The sequence below is a fragment of the Nocardia mexicana NBRC 108244 genome (genome assembly GCF_001613165.1).
Lineage (GTDB): Bacteria > Actinomycetota > Actinomycetes > Mycobacteriales > Mycobacteriaceae > Nocardia > Nocardia mexicana.
In genome coordinates this window covers 133,894-152,740 of the sequence record NZ_BDBV01000050.1, presented here as the reverse complement: position 1 = coordinate 152,740, position 18,847 = coordinate 133,894, and the positions used below count along the sequence as shown (strand labels likewise).

Annotated in this window: 20 protein-coding genes; 7 read left to right on the top strand and 13 right to left on the bottom strand. The window is 71.0% G+C overall.

The window, feature by feature from the left end:
- Nucleotides 1–364 precede the first annotated feature (364 nt).
- Nucleotides 365–1,138: a hypothetical protein gene (locus NM1_RS20750; protein ID WP_068022121.1), complete on the top strand. Its 774-nt coding sequence runs from the start codon at nt 365–367 to the stop codon at nt 1,136–1,138.
- A gap of 105 nt (nt 1,139–1,243) precedes the next feature.
- Here the strand turns inward: NM1_RS20750 and NM1_RS20745 are convergent, their stop codons facing one another.
- The 4 genes from NM1_RS20745 to NM1_RS20730 form a co-directional block, all read right to left on the bottom strand.
- On the bottom strand, nt 1,244–2,953 hold the full coding sequence (locus NM1_RS20745) for a tetratricopeptide repeat protein (protein WP_068022118.1): 1,710 nt from the start codon (nt 2,951–2,953) through the stop codon (nt 1,244–1,246).
- 71 nt (nt 2,954–3,024) lie between these two features.
- Nucleotides 3,025–3,714, bottom strand: coding sequence for an urease accessory protein UreD (locus NM1_RS20740; protein WP_068022114.1), 690 nt, complete (start codon nt 3,712–3,714; stop codon nt 3,025–3,027).
- Nucleotides 3,704–4,408, bottom strand: coding sequence for an urease accessory protein UreG (ureG, locus tag NM1_RS20735; RefSeq protein ID WP_068022184.1), 705 nt, complete (start codon nt 4,406–4,408; stop codon nt 3,704–3,706). The genes NM1_RS20740 and ureG overlap by 11 nt, the downstream gene beginning before the upstream one ends.
- A 77-nt stretch (nt 4,409–4,485) precedes the next feature.
- Nucleotides 4,486–5,118, bottom strand: coding sequence for an urease accessory protein UreF (locus NM1_RS20730; RefSeq protein ID WP_068022113.1), 633 nt, complete (start codon nt 5,116–5,118; stop codon nt 4,486–4,488).
- Between the two features lie 149 nt (nt 5,119–5,267).
- Here NM1_RS20730 and NM1_RS20725 point away from each other — a divergent pair, with 149 nt between their 5' ends.
- Nucleotides 5,268–6,245 (top strand): zinc-binding dehydrogenase, encoded by a 978-nt coding sequence (locus tag NM1_RS20725; protein ID WP_068022181.1) that lies wholly within the window; start codon nt 5,268–5,270, stop codon nt 6,243–6,245.
- A 90-nt stretch (nt 6,246–6,335) separates the two neighbouring features.
- Here NM1_RS20725 and NM1_RS20720 read toward each other — a convergent pair whose 3' ends face one another.
- The gene (locus NM1_RS20720; protein WP_246010717.1) at nt 6,336–7,199 is read right to left on the bottom strand and encodes an SDR family NAD(P)-dependent oxidoreductase; all 864 of its coding nucleotides are present in this window, start codon (nt 7,197–7,199) and stop codon (nt 6,336–6,338) included.
- 107 nt (nt 7,200–7,306) lie between these two features.
- The gene (locus tag NM1_RS20715; RefSeq protein WP_068022108.1) at nt 7,307–8,821 is read right to left on the bottom strand and encodes an MFS transporter; all 1,515 of its coding nucleotides are present in this window, start codon (nt 8,819–8,821) and stop codon (nt 7,307–7,309) included.
- Nucleotides 8,822–8,910: 89 nt separating this feature from the next.
- Between NM1_RS20715 and NM1_RS20710 the strand changes: the two genes are divergently transcribed.
- Nucleotides 8,911–9,576, top strand: a complete 666-nt coding sequence (locus NM1_RS20710) for a TetR/AcrR family transcriptional regulator (RefSeq protein WP_068022105.1) — start codon at nt 8,911–8,913, stop codon at nt 9,574–9,576.
- 85 nt (nt 9,577–9,661) lie between these two features.
- Nucleotides 9,662–10,453, top strand: coding sequence for a VOC family protein (locus NM1_RS20705; protein ID WP_068022102.1), 792 nt, complete (start codon nt 9,662–9,664; stop codon nt 10,451–10,453).
- A gap of 3 nt (nt 10,454–10,456) precedes the next feature.
- On the opposite strand, the gene NM1_RS20700 is transcribed toward NM1_RS20705, so the two are convergent.
- From NM1_RS20700 to NM1_RS20670, 7 genes are all read right to left on the bottom strand, one after another.
- On the bottom strand, nt 10,457–11,119 hold the full coding sequence (locus tag NM1_RS20700) for an O-methyltransferase (RefSeq protein ID WP_068022100.1): 663 nt from the start codon (nt 11,117–11,119) through the stop codon (nt 10,457–10,459).
- A 19-nt stretch (nt 11,120–11,138) separates the two neighbouring features.
- Nucleotides 11,139–11,768, bottom strand: a complete 630-nt coding sequence (locus tag NM1_RS20695) for a LysE family translocator (protein WP_068022093.1) — start codon at nt 11,766–11,768, stop codon at nt 11,139–11,141.
- A 90-nt stretch (nt 11,769–11,858) separates the two neighbouring features.
- Complete coding sequence (locus NM1_RS20690) at nt 11,859–13,580, bottom strand: urease subunit alpha (RefSeq protein WP_068022090.1); 1,722 nt, start codon at nt 13,578–13,580, stop codon at nt 11,859–11,861.
- Nucleotides 13,577–13,954, bottom strand: coding sequence for an urease subunit beta (locus NM1_RS20685; protein WP_068022084.1), 378 nt, complete (start codon nt 13,952–13,954; stop codon nt 13,577–13,579). The genes NM1_RS20690 and NM1_RS20685 overlap by 4 nt, the downstream gene beginning before the upstream one ends.
- A gap of 7 nt (nt 13,955–13,961) precedes the next feature.
- Entirely contained in the window at nt 13,962–14,264 is a 303-nt protein-coding gene (locus NM1_RS20680; RefSeq protein ID WP_068022082.1) for an urease subunit gamma, read from the bottom strand.
- Between the two features lie 164 nt (nt 14,265–14,428).
- The gene (locus NM1_RS20675) at nt 14,429–14,833 is read right to left on the bottom strand and encodes a PaaI family thioesterase (protein WP_068022179.1); all 405 of its coding nucleotides are present in this window, start codon (nt 14,831–14,833) and stop codon (nt 14,429–14,431) included.
- Nucleotides 14,834–15,021: 188 nt separating this feature from the next.
- Complete coding sequence (locus NM1_RS20670) at nt 15,022–15,729, bottom strand: hypothetical protein (protein WP_068022080.1); 708 nt, start codon at nt 15,727–15,729, stop codon at nt 15,022–15,024.
- 105 nt (nt 15,730–15,834) lie between these two features.
- On the opposite strand from NM1_RS20670, the gene NM1_RS20665 reads away from it, so the two are divergent.
- From NM1_RS20665 to NM1_RS20655, 3 genes are all read left to right on the top strand, one after another.
- Nucleotides 15,835–16,872, top strand: coding sequence for a FecCD family ABC transporter permease (locus NM1_RS20665; RefSeq protein ID WP_068022077.1), 1,038 nt, complete (start codon nt 15,835–15,837; stop codon nt 16,870–16,872).
- Nucleotides 16,873–16,943: 71 nt separating this feature from the next.
- Nucleotides 16,944–17,957 carry a FecCD family ABC transporter permease gene (locus NM1_RS20660; protein WP_084519843.1) on the top strand — a complete coding sequence of 338 codons (1,014 nt, stop codon included), beginning with the start codon at nt 16,944–16,946 and terminating at the stop codon, nt 17,955–17,957.
- Complete coding sequence (locus tag NM1_RS20655) at nt 17,954–18,775, top strand: ABC transporter ATP-binding protein (RefSeq protein ID WP_068022073.1); 822 nt, start codon at nt 17,954–17,956, stop codon at nt 18,773–18,775. Before NM1_RS20660 ends, NM1_RS20655 begins: the two co-directional genes overlap by 4 nt.
- Nucleotides 18,776–18,847: the final 72 nt, after the last annotated feature.

The window sequence follows — 18,847 nt, the reverse complement described above, 5'->3', positions numbered from 1 at the left end:
GCGCCGCCGTCGGCGCCGGAGTGGGCGCGCTCAACGGCGTCCTGGCGCCCGCCACCCAGGCCGACGATGCCGCGAGCGGCGTCGCGGAGGACGACGCGACGGTCGGCGCGCTGAACGATGTGGCCGCCCCCGGCGGAGAGACTCGGACCGTGGAGCCAGCAATCACGTAGTGATCAGTGCTCATGGAAGAGCCGGGGCCGTCATCAATGGCTCCGGCTCTTCGCTTTGTCCCCCTTGGTGATTCGTCCCAATTCAGCTATGCCATGGCTATGCCGAACCTTCCGGCGAGTCGCGGGTTCGACCAATCCACCCACGCCGCGGATCCGAATGTTGATCGTCGATACTCGCCGGAAGAAAGGTCGCTATGGCCGCAGGCAAACATAGAGCGCCGAATCCGCATCGCCACCGGGTGGGCAACGCCGTCGCGGCGGGTGCGATCCCCCTAGTGCTGGCGGTCGTCGGAACCGGGACCGCCAACGCCGCACCCGCCGAGCCGAGCCCGGCGACGCACCAGGACCAAGCGCCGCAGTGGCCGGCCAGTGAGGCGCCCAACGTCCAGCCCTACGAGGGCCTGAACATCCCCGACAGCACGCTCAGCTCGCTGCAGACCGCCCGGTCGATGCCCGACAAGAACTATCTGGCACCGGTCGGCGTGCTGCACGCACCCGCTCCGGTGCCGCCGGTACCGCCGATCGCACCGCCGCCGGGCAAGTTCCGCTTCGGCGACGTTCAGGTCGACGCACCGGGCTTCATCGACCGCGAGCAGGCCATCCAGATCAACGACAACGCCGCCCAGGCCGAGGCGAACCTGGCGACGTTCCTGGATTCGGTCGGCATGGAGCGCAGCCGCTCCGACCGCATCGCGGGCCAGACCGTCGGTTCCGCCGCGGTGGGTGCGCTCGCCGGCGCCGCCACGGCGGCCCCGTTCGCGTTGACCTCCGGACTGGTCGGCGGCGCGGTCGGGCTCGTGGTCGGCCTGCCGTTCGTGCCGGTCGGCGTCGTCGCGGGGCCCGCACTGGGTGCGGCGTTCGGCGCGGGTGTCATCACCGTGCCGGCGGCCGCCATCGGCGCGGCCGCGGGTGCCGCGGTCGGCGCGGTCAACTCGTTCAACGCACCACCGCGCGTCGTCGGCGACTGATCTCCGCGAGCGCACGGGGCGGGGACCGGCCGACGACGCCCGCTTCCCGCCCCGAACCCGGGCGCGGCAACGACCGCATTCCGGTACAGCCCTCCGTATTTCCGGCTAGTGGCCGCAGCCGGTCGCCTCCTCGACCGGACAGCAGGCCTCCTGCGGCGGTGCGTCCAACCGGCAGAAGCACGACACGCGCAGTTCCGGATCGGCGCGGGCCAGGGCCAAGTCGAGGCGGTGCTGCGCGCGCGCCGCATCGTCGTGGCGGGCGAGCCGGTGCAGGCACTCCACGTAGCCGAGCAGACTCCAGACATTGTCCCGGTGCACGGCCGCACGCGTGGCGGCGGGCGCCAGCCCCAGATCGGTCTCGTAGACCTCGAGCGCCTCCGCCACCCGGCCCTGTTCGAGCAGCAGCGCGCCCAGGGCATGACGTGGCGGCTGCATCCAGCCCCACGGTTCGTCGTACGGCAGGATGTCGTTGAGTTCGACCGCCGCCCGCAGATGGGTGAAGGCGCTGTCGAATTCGCCGTTCCGATAGTCGATTTCGCCCGCCAGCATGCGCGCGGCGATACCGAGGATGTCGGTGTAGCGGTTGTTGAAGAACTTGCGCCGCACGGGAATCCGCGCGAGGGCCTGCTCGAACCGCTTCCTGTCCTCCGCGGCCAGGTCGGTCCGGCCGAGCACGGCGTGCGCGACGCCCTTGGCATAGTGCAGCGTCGCCGTCGTGATCAGGTACAGCTCGGGATCGTCCGGGAACGGTTCGTCGAGGATCTCCCGCCACTTCCCGAACCTGACCAGGACGTGCAGCTTCATGGGCACGAAACCCTCGAGCCAGTCGGCCATCGGCGGCGTCGCCGTCCGCAGCAGCTCCTCGGGGATGGTGTCGGCCATCTCCACCGCCGCCCGCAGCGCGGGCTCGTACTGCCCGAGCAGCATGGCCGCGTACAGCTTCAGGTGATAGTCGTGGCAGCGCGAATGGGTGTAGAAGTTGAAGGCCCCCTCCCGCTCCACGTATCGGCGGTCGGCGGCGATCGCGCGGTCGTTGGCGACCACGGCCGCATGGTAGTCACCGCACAGGATGTCGATATGCGACGGCATGTGCAGGAAGTGCCCCGCATCCGGTGCCGCCTCGCGCAGCGCGTCGGCCTCGCGCAGCGCGCGCTCGGGGTGCGGCGACATCTCCATCGCATGGATGTAGAGGTGCAGCACGCCGGGGTTCGGTGGGTCGGCCTGCGTGTCGAGCCGCAGCGCATGCTCCAGTACCGCAACCGTTTCCAGCGTATCGGCGCCCTCGGCGGGCACGCCGCCGTCGAGATCCCACAGGTCCCACGGCGTGCGGTTCATCATGGCCTCCGCGAACAGCACGCAGACGTCGAGATCGTCGGGGAATTCGGCGTACACCGCGCGCATGGCCGTCGCGTAGGCGTCCTCCCACGCCCGGAAGACGTCCCGGGACGGATCCGAAACGACCGGATAGCGCTGTGCCAGGGCGCGTATCAGCGCACGTTCGACCGGTGTCGCGGCGGCCGCGAGCCCGACCGCCGTATCGATCGCCGCGCGGATGTCCGCCAGCGTGTCGGTCAGTTCGCCCGCGGTGAAGTCGTCCCACGGCCGGTTGTAATAGGGGCCGTACGCGTAGGCGATCCCCCAGTGGGCCATGGCACAGCCGGGGTCGTGCTCCACCGCGCGGCGGAAACACCGCACGGACTCTTCGTAATTGAACGCGTAGCGCCACAGCAGCCCGCGATCGAACCAGACCTGCGCCCGGGGCGAGTCGGTGGTGACGGCACGGGAATACCCGCCGAGATCGTAATAGTCGTCCATCGGCTCAGTTCAATCCTTCGGGAAGCGCAGGCCGCCATCGTATCCCGGGCACACGAGGCGGCACCGGCACATCAGGCCGCCGAATCCCGCAGCGGTAGCGGATCGGCCGACTCCGCCGACAGGCGCCGTCCCACCCAGGTGTAGAGCGAGCCACCGGCCGCCAGGGGCAGCAGTGCCGCATCCAATCCGAGTGTTCCCGAAGGTCTTTCGTCCGGATAGGTGAGCACGCTCGACAACGCCCGCGGCGCCGAGAGCGCGTCGTCGGTGACGGCACCGGCGCCCAGCGCGAGGCGGTGGCGCAGCAGCGGGACGTCGTCGATGTCGGCGACCAGGTCGCCTCGCCACCCGCCGATATCCTCACCCGTGCGGCCGATCTGCACCCGCTCTCGCATCCGCACGCGGGCGTCGTCGGCCAGCGCGACGGTGGTGATCGTCTCGTGCTCGGCCCCGCCCGCGACCACGGTGGGCTCGGGGTCGAAATCCAGCTCGGCGCCCGACCCCACCTCGAGGTGCCAGTGCGCCACCGATTTTCGCGTCCGCAGCCCGGGTAGCGCGATCGTCGCCGCCACCGAGCGCACCGACAGCCGGGCGCCCGGCTCCACCACGATCGCGATATCGAGCTCGTCGCCGCCCAGCGGCGTGGCGGCCGTGCCGATCAGGTGCACGGTGGCCGGGCCGGTGCACCGCGCCGACAACCCGCCGGTGGCGTGGATGTGCGGCAGCGCCCCGGCCCGGGCCCGGATCCGCAGTTCAGTGCGCAACCGCGGCGGCGTCCTGTGCGGCCGCGGCGCGCAGCTGTTCGCGCACCCAGTTCAGCACCGGGGTGGCGGCCGGATCGTCGGTCAGCGAGGAGAACACGAACGGGCGGCCCTCCCGCACGGCGGTGGAATCCCGGTCCATCACACCGAGATCCGCGCCGACCTGCGGCGCGAGATCGGTCTTGTTGATCACCAGCAGGTCGGAGAACGTGACGCCGGGACCGCCCTTGCGCGGCACCTTGTCGCCACCGGCGACGTCGACCACGAAGATCTGCGCGTCGATCAGGCCGGAGGAGAACGTCGCGGTCAGGTTGTCGCCGCCGGACTCCACCAGGATCAGGTCCAGCGGCGGATTCGCCTCGATCAGGTCGTCGATCGCGTCGAGGTTGGCGGTGATGTCGTCACGGATCGCGGTGTGCGGGCACCCGCCGGTCTGCACCGCGGTGATCCGCGCGTCCGGCAGCACGGCGTGACGGCGCAGGAAGTCGGCGTCCTCGGTGGTGTAGATGTCGTTGGTCAGCACGGCCAGCGACAGCTCCTCGCGCAACTGCCGGCACAGCGCCGCCACCAGGGCGGTCTTGCCCGATCCCACGGGACCACCGACGCCGATCCGCAGCGGCTCGCCCGGGGTGCGCTCCCGCTTCGGGCGGTCGTGACCGTGGTCGTGCGGTTCACCGTCGATCAGATGTGGTGGCATGGTCACTCCTTTCCGACCCATCCTGACCGACCCGTGTAAACCCCGTGTTACCCGCCTCCCGGCAACCCCGCGGCCGCTCAGGAAGCGAACAGCGGCATCTCGCGCCGGAGGTGCCGCTCGGCGAGCACGTCCTGTAGTGGGTCGGACAGCGCCGCAAGGCCTTTCACGGCTTCCGCCGCGGTCCGATCGCAGGATTCGGCGAGCCGGATGGTGCAGGCCGCCACGGCCGCCGGGTCCAGGGCCAGCAGCCGCTGCGCCGCGGTCGCGGCACCCGTCATGGTTGTGTACACGACGACCCCGGCGATCTCGTCGGGCGTCGCCCCCGCCACGGTGCCCACCACACCGAACACCGTCGACAGGTGCGGTCGGGTGCCGAGCGCGGACCAGTCGCCGCCTGGCCATACCTGCTTCGCCAAGCGCAGCAGCCCTCTCCCCTGGGCTCGCGAGGCCGTGCGCGCGGCGGGCGCCGGGGTGCGCGCGTCGGCTTCCAGCTCCGCGCGTCCCGGCGTCAGTTCCCCGCCGCACACCGCGGCGGCCAGCGATGCGGACACCAGGCCCGAGGTGCGAATCCGCCGCAGCAGGTAGGCCTCCACCGACGCCACGTCGCGCAGCAGCCCGGACGAGATCGCCTCCTCGACCCCGCCGGAATGCACATGCCCCCCGATGGGCAGCCGCGAGTCGGCCAGCGTCAGCAATACCGCCAGACTCATCGCCGCACTTCCCGCTCTCGCACTCCCCGATCCTATGCACCCGGCGGCGCCGGGATCCACGGCGGCACGAGTCGCACCGGACCACGGTGGCCCAGCGCACAGGCCGGGCGATTGACCTGAACCCAAGTGAAGGTTGCAGGATGATGCCCATGCATGCGATTCGACTGCACGAGTTCGGCCCCGCCGAGAACCTGCGCTACGAGACCCTCGAGGATCCGGAGCCGGGCGCCGGACAGGTGCGCATCGACGTGGCCGCGGCCGGAGTCCATTTCGTCGATACGGCGATCCGCAGCGGTCGACCGGGGCCGTTTCCGCCGCCGGAACTGCCGACCGTCCCCGGGCGGGAGGTCGCCGGTGTCGTCGACCGGATCGGGCCCGGTGTCGATGAGAAGTGGCTCGGCACAGCGGTTGTCGCCTATCTCGGTCCCGTGCCGGGCGGGTACGCCGAGCTCGCCGTCACCGGAGTCGAACAGCTGCACGCACTTCCGGACGGGCTCGATCCGGCCGCGGCCGTCGCGATGATCGGCACCGGCCGGACCACGTTCGGGATTCTGCAGTTCGCCACGCTGGTACCCGGCGATATCGCCGTCGTCACGGCCGCCGCCGGCGGCATCGGCACGCTGCTGGTGCAGCACCTGAAGAACAACGGGCTCACCGTGGTCGGGCTGGCGGGCGGGCAGGCCAAGGCCGATCTCGTGGCCGCCAACGGCGCCGACCTCGCCCTCGACTACCGGCAGCCGGGATGGGCCGATACGGTCCGGGAGCGGTTCGGCGAACGACCCGCGGCCCTGCTGTTCGACGGCGTCGGCGGTGAGATCGCCCGCGCCGCCATCGATCTGCTCGGCAAGGGCGGCACCCGGCTGGTGTTCGGCTGGAGCGGCGGCGAACAGGTCGAGCTGGACGAGAGGTTCCTGGCCGAACGCGAGATCACCGACAAGTATGTCCTCGGCCCGCCGATGCTCGAACGCGCGGGCGGCATCCGCAACCTCGAAACCACCGCCCTCGCGAAGGCCGCATCCGGCCGCCTCCGCCCAGGCGTCCAGCGATTCCCGCTCGCCGAGGCCGCGGCCGCGCACCGCGCACTCGAAACCCGAGCCACCACCGGAAAAGTCGTGCTGATCCCGTAACCACCCGCGTTCGCCCGCAGCACATTCGGCGTGCTGCCGCGCCACGCCGACAACCGCGCTGCGGGCAACGGCCGCCGCGGGCGACAGCACTCAGCGGCGGAAGCTGCGGGACATGAAGCGCTGCGCCGGGCCCCGGGTGAGATCGGTCCACGCCTGCAGCGGACCGCTCCACCACGGGGAGATCTCCACCGGCTTGGCCACCACGGCGTGGCAGACCACGTCGGCCGCCTCCTCGGCCGTGAGACCGGGCATGCTGCCGAAATTCGTCGGGGCGCTCATGCGGGTGTGCACCAGCGGCATGTACACCGAGGTGGTGTGGACGTTATCGCTCGCGATCTCGGTGGCGACGGTCCGCAGCCACTGGTCGAAGGCCGCCTTCGAGGCGCCGTAGGCCGCCCAGCGCGGCGCCGGCGGCATCCGCAGCCCCCAGGTGGAGATGTTGACGATATGCCCCTGCTTGCGTTCGCGCATGCTCGGCAGCAGCGTGAGCAGCAGCCGCACCGGGCCGAGATAGTTCACGTCGATGGTGCGGGTGAAGTCGTGGAACCGGTCGTAGGACCGGTCGATCGCGCGCCGAATCGACTTGCCCGCGTTGTTGATCACGACGTCGACGTGCCCGTGGGTCGCGAGGATCTCCCGGGCGAGCCGGTCGGTGGCCGCCATATCGGTCAGGTCTGCGCGGTAGACGTGGGCCACGCCGCCGTCGGCGGCGATCTCGGCCGCGACCTCCTCGAGATCCTCGAGCGACCGCGCCACCAGCAGCACCACCGCACCGGCGGCCGCGAGCTTGCGCACGGTCCACTTCCCGATGCCGTGCGAGGCGCCGGTCACCAGCACCACCTTGCCGGAGACGGCCTCGCGCAGCGCCCGGTCCCGCGGCCGGGAGGTCGGGTACAGCAAGCGCGTCGCCACCCGCTCGGCCAGCGGACGACCATTGGACGTGCTATCGGTCACAGGTCGACTGTAGTGCGCTCACCTTGATCTCCGGCAGGAATCGTCACCGGATCGCAATCCCGCGGACTGCGGCTGCCCACAACGCATTCCGTGGGCCGGCCGCGGGATCAGCTCACCCCGGCGTCCGCCGCCTCCGCGACACGCGCCGCCGAGCCCGCATCGGTCCGTCCGGGCCGCGCCGCGCGCATCGCGATCACCGCCATCACCAGCAGCAGCGCCACGCCGACCCCGATGGCGACATGCATGCCGGTCACGAACGACTCGCGCGCCGCATGCACCAGACCGGCGTCCCCGCCCGCCTGCACGAGGGTCTCGCCGAGCGTGGGCGCGAAGTCGCCGCCGGACCGGAACACCAGCGCCGCAAGCGAACCCAGCAGCGCCAGGCCCAGCGCATTGCCCAGTTCGAAACTCGTCTCCGAGATTCCCACCGCCGAGCCCGCCCGCTCGGGCGGCACCGACGACACCGCCACCTCCGACACCAGCGTGAAGACCACGCCGTACCCGAGGCCCGCGATCGTGGAACCGGCTATGTACCACCCGATTCCGCCGTCCACGCCGACGCCGAGCAGCATCAGGTTGCCGACGGCGGCCGCGCACAACGCCAGCACGAAGGACGTCCGCACACCCAGCCACTGGGCCACCCGCGCGCCGCTCATCGACAGCACGAACACCGCGATCGCCATCGGGATGCCGAGCAGCGCCGCCTCCAGCACGTCCCGCCCCGTCACCGACTGCAGGTAGATGCTGGTCATATAGCTCATCCCGGCCAGCGACATCATGCCGATCGTGCTGGAACCGATTGCCACGGAGAACGATCCGCGCCGGAACAGCGCCAGATCCAGCAGCGGCTCGGCCAGGTGTCGCTGCCGCCGAACGAACAGCACCAGCACGATCACGCCGAAGACGCCCGCGATCAACACCTCGGCGTCGATCCCCTCGGCGGCCGCCTGCTTCACCGCGTACACCGTCGGCAGGATGCCGCCGATCGACAGCGCCACGCTGATCAGATCCAGCGGCCCCCGCCCGGCCGCCCGATGCTCGGGCAGCACGAACGGCCCGGCCAGCACCAGGACCAGGACCACGGGCGCGTTGATCAGGAATACCGAACCCCACCAGAAGCCGTGCAGCAGCATGCCGCCGATGATCGGGCCCACGGCGGACCCGCCCGCGAAGAACGCCGTCCACACGCCGATCGCCGTACCGCGGGTGCGCGGGTCCGGGAACAGGCTCGTGATCAGCGCCAGGCTCGACGGCAGCAGGGTGGCGCCGCCGATTCCCATCAGCGCCCGCGCCGCGATCAGCACGCCGGCGCTCGGCGCGAACGCCGCCAGCGCCGAGGCGATACCGAACAACGCCGCCCCGGCCAGCAGGATGTTGCGCCGCCCGATCCGGTCGCCCAGGTTGCCCATGGTGATCAGCAGACCGGCGATCATGAAGCCGTAGATGTCGAGAATCCAGAGCTGCTGGGAGGCCGAGGGATCCAGGTGTTCGGTGAGCGTCGGCATCGCCAGGAAGAGCACCGACATATCCATCGACACCAGCAGCACCGGCAGGACGAGCACTGCAAGGCCCAGCCAGGCGCGGCGCGGAGTCGTGGTCGCACGGGTGTCGAGACCCACCATCACCTATCCTTCGAATCACGCGTACGACGTACGCTCAACAGCTGGGTACAGCGTACGCACCCGGCCCGTAAAACGAAAGCGAGTTATCGGTGACGGACCCCAAGCTCACCCGCGCCGCCATCGTCGACGCGGCCATCGCACTCGCCGACGAGGACGGCCTGGACGCGCTGTCGATGCGGCGGATCGCCGATCGGATGGGCGTGGGCGCGATGTCGCTGTACCGCCACGTGCCCAACAAGGACGCCCTGCTGGCGGAGATGACCGACGAGGTGGCGCGGCGCGACCCGTATCCGCCGCCGCACCCGGAGTGGACGTGGCGCGACCGCGTCCGCATCGCCGCCGAGATCGACTGGCAGCTGTACCAGGACCACCCCTGGGTGCTGTTCACCTTCGCGGTGCCGCGCTACAACTTCGGCCCGCACAGCCTGGCCTGCCTGGCGTGGCTGGTGGAGGGCTTCGGCGAGCTGACCGACGATCCCCGACAGGCCACGCGGATGTCGCTGTCGGTGTGGAGCTATATCGCGGGCATCGCACTGCAGCAGGTCAGCGCCGCGATGCTGGCCAAGCGCGACGGGGAGCAGGAGGAGGTCTCCGGGCTCACCGCCCTGCTGGAGGGTTCCCCGTGCTGGCCGACACCGCCCGCGCTGGCGCCCCTCGAGGGCACCGGCGGCGGCGATCTGCTGAATCCGGAGCGGATGCTGCAGACGGGGCTGGCGGCCCTGTGTGACGGTTTCGCCGCCGATTCGCACCGATGAATCGGCGCGGCGCGCTCCGTCTACACCGGTGCACGTGCTTCGCGGGGCGCATCTCCGGCGGCCCGCACAACCCGAGGAGACTGTCATGCCTTCTGGTTTCGACCCGGGCGCGCCCTGCTGGTTCGATGTCACCGCACCCGATATCGCCGCCGCCGCCGAGTTCTACACCGGCCTGTTCGGCTGGACCGCCGAGGACACCGGCGCCGAGAACGGCCACTACACCGTCCTGCGGCAGGGCGGTGCGCAGGTCGCGGGCATCGCGTCGGCCACGGCACCGGACGGCGACGTCAAGCCCGCGATGTGGCTGCCGTACTTCGCGGTCGCGGACGTCCGGGCGACCGTCGCCGCCGCCACCGCCGCCGGCGCCTCGACGTTCTGCGAATTCACCGAGGTCCCCGGCCAACTCGAGTTCGCCATCCTCGGAGACCCCGACGGCGCGGGCTACGGCATCGCCCACCTGACCGGCCACCCCGGCACCGAGCGCTGGTCCCAGCCGAACAACCCGTGCTGGGTGCAGTACACGGCCGTCGGCGCCCCCGCCGACGCGATGGCGCACTACGCGACGGTGCTCGGCTGGATCTACCGCAACGCCGCCTGGGAAACCGCCGTCGACAAGCCGTACCAGGCGCTCACCACCGGCAGCGACGGTGGTGAATTCGGCGGCGCCGCGGCGGCCCGGCCGGGCGAACCGGCCCCGTTCTGGGCGATGACGATCCACGTGCCGGACTGCGACGCCACGGTCGCCCGGGCCGCCGAACTGGGCGGAAAGACGATCAGCGAACCCGCCGACATGCCGGGCCCGTCCCGGATCGCCGTCATCGCCGACCCCGCCGGAGCCACCGTGGCGCTCATGGCCTTCGGCGGGCAGCGGGACTGACGGTCAGCCGGTGACGACCGCGTAGGCGAAACCGTCCCAGCCCTTGCCGCCGACGGTCTGCAGCGCGGTCGCGTCCACCCGCGGCTCCGCGGCGAGCAGTTCGAGCACCTCGCGGCTGGCGCGCACGGCGGCGTCGGCGGAGTCCGCCGCGGCGATGCCGCCGTTGCGCACGACATTGTCGACGATGATCACCGACCCCTTGCGGGTCAGCCGCAGCGCCCAGCGCACATAGTTCGAGTTGTTGATCTTGTCGGCATCGATGAACACGAGGTCGAACGGGTCCGGATTCTCCTCGGCCAGGACCGGCAGGCTGTCCAGCGCCGCGCCGACGCGGATCTCCACCCGGTCGCCGACGCCCTTGCCGTCCAGGTTCTTCCGGGCCACCTCGGCGTGCTCGGGCGCGTACTCCAGGGTGACGACCCGCCCCTCGGGCCCCACCGCCCGGGCCAGCCACAGCGTGCTGTACCCGCCCAGCGTCCCGATCTCCAGCACGCGCCGCGCCCCCGTCGACACCGCGATCAGGTGCAGGAACTTCCCCTGCGGTGGCGACACATCGATCGACGGCAATCCCGCCGCCGAATTCTCCTGGAACACATCGGAATCCCCGTCCCCCACCATCGTGTCCACCAGATACCGGTCGACCGCACCCCATTCGGCATTCGTCATACCGGCCAGTCTGCCACCGTCAGGTCCCGTCGGTCGCCAGCTTGATGCCGAAACCGATCAGGACCGTGGCGGTGACCCGGTCCAGCCAGCGTTTCACCGCCGCCCGGGTGAGCAGCCACTTCGCCCGCACCGCAAGGGATGTCAGCACCGAGTACCACACGATGCCGATACCGATGTGCATCGCGACCAGCAGCGCGCCCCACGCGGGGGCGCCCGCGGGCAGGAACTGGGGCAGCAGGCTCATGGCGAAGACGCCGACCTTCGGGTTGAGCAGATTGGTCAGCAGTCCCGCGCGCAACGCCGCCCAACTGCTCGCCACCGCGGCCACCTCGGATTCCGGCGGCGCCGCATCGCTGTTGCGCCGCAGGCTTTTCCACAGCGCCGACCCGCCGAGCCACAGCAGATAGGCCGCACCCAGGAAGCGCACCACGTCATAGGCGAGCCGCGACGCGGTCAGCAGCGCCGTCAGCCCGAGCACACTCGCCGTCCCCCATACCAGGCACCCGATGCTGATCCCCGCCACCGCCGCCAGCCCGCGCCGCCGCCCGCCCAGCACGGCACTCCGCAAGACCAGCATGGTGTCCAGCCCGGGTGTCATGACGGCCAGCGAGGTGATCACAACGAAGCCGAGCAACGCACCAGAGGTCATCGCGCCATGACACCACAGCGGGCCCGGGGCGCGCCACCGAGTTCAGGGGCGAACCCGCAGCTCAGCAGACGCCCAGGGGCGCATCGAGGTTCAGAACAGGAAGTAGCGCTGGGCCATGGGCAGTTCGGTGGCCGGGTCCTCGGCCCAGACCTCGCCGTCCACGCGGACGGTGAAGGTGTCGGGGTCGACCTCGATGCGTGGCATGGCGTCGTTGTGCGGCAGGTCGGATTTGGTGCGCTTGCGGACGTTGGCCACCGGCACCAGTCTCCGGTTCACCCGCAGCCGGTCGGCCAGGCCGTCCTCGATCGCCTGCTCGGAGACGAAGTGCAGCGAGGTGCCCGCGGCCACGACGGGGGCCGCGCCGAACATGGGCCGCGGCAGCACCGGCTGCGGGGTCGGGATGGAGGCGTTGGCGTCGCCCATCGCCGCCCACGCGATCGCGCCGCCCTTCAGCACGGCGTGCGGGCGCACGCCGAAGAAGGCGGGCTCCCACAGCACCAGATCCGCCAGCTTGCCCACCTCGACCGAACCGATCTCGTGGTCGAGGCCGTGCGTAACCGCCGGGGCGATGGTGTATTTCGCGATATAGCGCCGCACCCGCAGATTGTCGGCGGCGCCGTCGCCGGGCAGCGCGCCGCGGCGGCGCTTCATCATGTGCGCGGTCTGCCACGTCCGCATCACCACCTCGCCGATGCGTCCCATCGCCTGCGAATCGCTGCCGATCATCGAGATCGCGCCGAGGTCGTGCAGCAGATCCTCGGCGGCGATGGTGGACGGCCGGATCCGGCTCTCCGCGAAGGCAAGATCCTCCGGGATCCCCGGATTCAGGTGGTGGCACACCATGAGCATGTCCAGATGCTCGTCGAGGGTGTTCACGGTGTGCGGCCGGGTCGGATTCGTCGAACTGGGCATCACGTTGGGATGCGCTGCGACGGTGATGATATCGGGCGCGTGCCCGCCGCCCGCCCCCTCGGTGTGATACGAGTGGATGGCCCGGCCCGCGATCGCCGCGAGGGTGTCCTCCACGAACCCCGCCTCGTTCAGCGTGTCCGAATGCAGCGCCACCTGCACGCCCGCCGCGTCGGCGACGGTGAGCGCCGCATCGATGGCCGCCGGGGTGGTCCCCCAGTCCTCGTGCAGCTTGAATCCGCCTGCGCCGCCGCGCAATTGCTCCCACAGCGAGTCGTGCCGCACGGTATTGCCCTTGCCCAGCAGCAGGATGTTCACCGGCCACCCGTCGGTGGCCTCCAGCATGCGGCCCAGGTGCCAGGATCCGGGCGTGACGGTCGTGGCCTTGCTGCCCTCGGCCGGTCCGGTGCCGCCGCCGATCATGGTGGTGATGCCGCCGCCGAGCGCCTCCTCGAGCAGCTGCGGGCAGATGAAGTGCACGTGACAGTCGATGGCGCCGGCGGTGACGATGCGCCCGTTGCCCGCGATGATCTCCGTCGACGGGCCCACCACCAGATCCGGGTGCACCCCGTCCATGATGTCCGGGTTACCGGCCTTGCCGATGGCGCAGATGCGGCCGTCCCGAATTCCGACGTCGGCCTTGATGATTCCCCAGTGGTCCACGATCACCACGCCGGTGATGACGGTGTCGGGGGTGCCCTCGGCGCGGGTGGCGCGGGCCTGCCCCATCGATTCGCGCAGCACCTTGCCGCCGCCGAAGACCGCCTCGTCCCCCGCCGAACCCGGTCCCCCGCTGCGGTCCTCGGTGATCTCGATCAGGAGATCGGTGTCGGCCAGGCGAATTCGGTCGCCGACGGTCGGACCGAACAGTTCGGCGTAGCGGGCGCGTGTCAGCTCACTCATAGTGTCCCGTCCAGAGTTTCGGTGGACGCCGGCCCGGGCCGCGGCGTGCCCAGCGGCCCCGGCGCGTTCAGGCTGATGCCGTACACCTCGCGGGAACCGCGCAGCGGGATCAGCGAAACCCGCTGCGCCAGACCGGGTTCGAAGCGAACGGCGGTTCCGGCGGGGATGTCGAGGCGATGGCCGTGCGCGGCCTCGCGATCGAACTCCAGCGCGGTATTGGCCTGCGGGAAGTGCACGTGGCTGCCGACCTGCACCGGCCGGTCCCCGGTGTTGACCACATCGAGTTCGATCCGCACCACACCCGCGTTGATCTCGACGGGCTCTGCGGCATAAAGGATTTCACCGGGGACGACGCCGGTACTGTGCTCTGCCATCGCCGCCTCAGCCGATCGGGTGGTGCACGGTGACGAGCTTGGTGCCGTCCGGGAAGGTGGCCTCGACCTGCACGTCGTGGATCATCTCGGGCACCCCGTCCATGACGTCGCCGCGGGCCAGCACGGTGCGGCCGGACGCCATGAGCTCGGCCACGGTCCGGCCGTCGCGGGCGCCCTCGAGCACGTGATCGGTGATGACCGCCACCGCCTCCGGATGGTTGAGCTTCAGTCCGCGCTGCTGCCGGCGGCGAGCCAGCTCGGCCGCGTAGCTGAGCATCAGTCGTTCCTGCTCATGCGGCGACAATCGCATGCGTGCTCCTCGGGCGAATCGGATGGTGCGCCCGGCGACCTCCTTGTCACCAGGACGAGCCGCGCGTTCCCGGCGGGCCGGGTTCGAGGCGGCATGTTCGTGGGCGACATTCTGGCACGGGCGCGCCGGGCGCGCGCCGCACGGCACGGCCTACGGCGGCAGGCTCAGGAGGCCTTGGGCAGGTTCTGCAGCCGCACCTGACCCCGCGCGACCGTCCGATCCTGCTCGTCGGTGATCACCACCTGCCACAGCTGCTGCGTCCGGCCGCGGTGGATCGGCGTGGCCTCCCCGCGCAGCACGCCTTCGCGCACGGCGCGTAGGAAGTCGGTGCTGTTGTTCACCCCGACCACCTGACCTCGGTCGCCGTACCACCCGGCGCCGCCGACGCTGGCCAGCGACTCGATGACGGTGCAGTACACGCCGCCGTTCACGATGCCGTACGGCTGATGAAGCTGCGGGCTCACCACCCATTCGGCACGGATCCGGTCCGGGCTCAGCTCGATGTACTTCAGACCGATCAGATCGGTGAACGTTCCCTCGCTGAGCCTGGTCATCATTTCCGGCGTCATATCCGCGTACGACGAGCTCTCCGCCGCGTGATCTTGCGTCATGAACTCAACATTTACACGAGACCGCCGAGATGAAAGCGGCGGGTCCCATCCGGGAGATGGGACCCGCCGCGGCAGTGGATCGGGAGTCGACCGCAGCCCTCGGGACTCTCGCGGATCCTAACGCCGAGTATGAGTGTAGGTCAGCCTTACCTAACAAGGCAAGCGCGACGTACCGGCATCCCGCGTTCTTCCATCGCGGCCAGCAGCGCCTGCCCGCGCCGGGCACCGACCGTCGAGGAGGTGCGGGCCAGATCCGGCACGTAGGTCGCCGCGCCGACGATCGTCTCGCCGACCAGCGCCCAGAACCGCCGCGCGCTCAGGCCCGCGCAGCGCAGCATGGCGTGCTGCACCAGCACCAGCGCGGCCTCGCAGCGGTGCGCCAGCCACACGTACATCGCCCGCTCACAGGGCAGCGTGACCACACCGCTCCGCCCCGCCAGGCGGTCGCCGTCGATCACGCGAATCGTGGTGTCGGACAGGCCCGCCCAGTCGATGCCGCCGTCGTTGTCGGTGTGCACCCACAGGTTCTCCAGGCCCGGATCCCACGCCCGGCCCTCCGCCACCAGCAGCGCCACCACCCGGCCGACCACGGCGTGGATCAATGCCGTCGCCACCACCTCGGCGGCGATGTCGGCGCTGATCATCTCGGCGGCGTGCCGCCGGTACATCACCTCGATGCGCCCCTCGCGCACCCCGTCGGCCAACCGCCACCACCGCCGTCTCCCCTGATCGGCCATCGCGGCCACGGCGTAGACGCGGGGATGCTCCGGCTGCAGTCCGCGCAGGCGGGTACAGGCGTAGCCGAATGCCTCGTCGGAGCGGCGGGCCGGGCTGGCGGTCATCGGTTCTGACATCGAACCTCCTCATCGGTTGGCAATGCGGGCCGAAACGGAAGATAGGTTAGGCTTACCAGACTTACCGAGCAATGAATCGAATCACGTCAGGAGTTATTCGTCGCCGTGCCCGCTGCAGTCACCCTTAAACGGCGCCGCGTCGCGGGTTTGCTGATCCTGGCGCTCCTACTGCTGCTCGCCATGGTCGCCGGGATCGCCGTGGGGGCACGGTCGCTCTCGCTGGACGCGGTGTACCACGCGCTCACCTGCCCCGGCGGCTGGCCGCTGAGCTGCCCGGCGAGTTCGCCCGCCGACCAGATCGTGCGAGAACTACGGCTGCCGCGCACCGGATTGGCGCTGGTCACCGGGCTGGCACTGGGCATCGCGGGCGCGCTCATCCAGGGCTACACCCGCAATCCGCTCGCCGATGCCGGGCTACTCGGCCTCAATGCGGGCGCGGCGTTCCTGGCCGCGCTGTCCATTCATCTGTTCGCGCTCACCCGGCCAGACCAGTACATCTGGTTCGCCTTCGCGGGTGCGCTGATCGCGGGGCTGGTGGTCTTCGGGGTCTCGTCGGTCGGCGGCGGCACGGCGAGCCCGCTGAGCCTGGTGCTCGCCGGTGCGGCGGTGACCGCGCTGCTGACCGCGTTGACCAATGCCGTCGTGCTGCTGGATCCGGCGGCGCTGGACACCTACCGCTTCTGGGTCGTCGGCACCGTCGCGGGCCACGATGTGAGCGTGCTGAAGCAGGTGCTCCCGTTCCTCGCGCTCGGGACGCTGCTCGCGCTGGTGGCCGCGCCCGGCCTGAACGCGCTGGGACTCGGCGAGGATGTGGCCCGCGGGCTGGGCGTGAACGTCGGCCGCAACCGAGCACTGGGGCTCGCGGCCGTCGTCCTGCTCACCGGCGCCGCCACCGCCGCGGTCGGTCCTATCTCGTTCCTCGGATTGGTGGTCCCGCATATCGCGCGCCTGGTCACCGGCCCGGACAATCGCTGGCTGCTTCCCTATTCGGGCCTGCTCGGCGCGCTGTTGCTGCTGCTGGCCGATATCGCGGGCCGCATCGTCGCCCGGCCCGGGGAGCTCCAGACCGGCATCGTGCTGGCGGCGATCGGCGCACCGTTCTTCATTGCCTTCGTCCGACGCCGGAAGATGGTGGGGCTGTGACCGTTCCGACACTCTCCCGCGTCCGGCCCGCCGCCCGGGTCGGCCCCTTCTCCGCCGTGCTGCGAATCACGATGCTGCTCACCGTGATCGGGCTCGCGGTCGCGGTGATCGGTTTGTTCGCACTGGATATCGCGATCGGCGAGTACCACATTCCGCTGGGGCGGGTATTCGACGTGCTGACGGGCGGCGGCACGCGGTCGCAGCGGTTCATCATCTTCGAGTCGCGGCTGCCGCGGGCCGTCACCGCCGTCATCGCGGGCGCGGCGCTGGGCCTGGCGGGCGCGGTCACCCAGTCGATCCTGCACAACCCGCTGGCCAGCCCGGACCTGCTCGGCATCACCTCGGGCGCGAGCTTCGCCGCCGTCGCGGCGGTGACCGGAACCGGCGGCGCGACCGCGGGCGCCGCCGCGGCGATCGGCGTCCCCCTCGCCGCCCTCGCCGGTGGGCTGCTCACGGCCGTCGCCATCTATGTGCTGGCGTGGGGACGCACCGGCGACGGCGCGGCGGGCACCACCGGAATGCGGTTGGTGCTCATCGGGATCGGGATCAACGCCCTGCTGCTGTCGGGCGTCAGCTGGCTGCTCACCCGCGCCACCCTCACCGACGCCAGCCGCGCCCAGATGTGGCTGACCGGCTCGCTCAACGGCGCCGACTGGACCCGCGCGGTCCCGGCCGCGATCGGGCTCGCGCTGGTGCTGGCGGTCACCGCCGGGTCGGCACGCACGCTCGCGGCGCTGCGCTTCGGCACCGACACCACGCGGGCGCTGGGCGTCCGGCTGCAGGCCCAGCAGGGGCTGCTGCTGGGGGCCGCCGTCATCGCCGCCGCGCTGGCCACCGCCGCGGTCGGACCGGTCGCCTTCGTCGGGCTCGCCAGCCCGCAGATCGCACGCCGACTGCTGCGCACGCCCGGCGAACCCGTGCTCGGATCGGCCCTGGTCGGCGCGGTCGTCGTGGTCGGCGCGGATGTCATCGCGCGTACCGTGGTGCCTGTCGACCTACCGGTCGGCATCGTCACCGCCGCCCTCGGCGGCCCGTTCCTGCTGTTGTTGCTCGTGCGCACGAACCGGAAGGCGACCCTCGCATGACCGCCACCCCCCATCGCCTCACCGTCGAGGACGTCACGCTCGGCTACGGCGGCCGCGTCGTGGTCGACGGCCTGTCGCTGGATATCGAGCCCGGGGTGATCACCACTGTCATCGGCCCCAACGGCTGCGGCAAGTCCACCCTGCTGCGGGCGCTGGGCCGGTTGCTGCGCCCGCGGGCGGGGCGAGTCCTGCTGGACGGCAAGGCGATTGCCGACTGGAAGACCCGCGACGTCGCGCGGATCGTGGGCATGCTGCCGCAGACCCCCGTCGCCCCCGAGGGGCTGACCGTCGCCGATCTCGTCGCACGCGGCCGCCACCCGCACCAGTCCTGGCTGCGCCAGTGGTCGGCCGACGACGAGACCGAGGTCGCCGCCGCGCTCGCCCAGACCGGCATCGGCGACCTCGCCGACCGCACCCTCGACGAGCTGTCGGGCGGCCAGCGCCAGCGGGCCTGGATCTCCATGGCGCTCGCGCAGGGCACCGACATCCTGCTGCTCGACGAGCCCACCACCTACCTGGACCTCGCGCATTCGCTCGAGGTCCTCGACCTGGTCGACCGGCTGCACGACGAACTGGGCCGCACCGTGGTGATGGTGCTGCACGACCTCAACCTCGCCATTCGCTACAGCGACCGGCTGGTCGTCATGCAGGACGGCCGGATCGTCGCGCAGGGCGCGCCCGCCGACATCATCGATGCCGATCTGCTGCGCGAGGTCTTCGGCCTGGAGGCCAGCGTGCTGGACGATCCGGTCTCCGGGCGGCCGATGATCGTGCCGATCGGAACCCGCCACGTCCTCCCCGCGCGGACCGCGGGATAACGGCAGCCGGCGTGCCCGTATGAAAAATCCCACACAGCTATCGACCGGTTACGACGATCTGTAGTACGCATT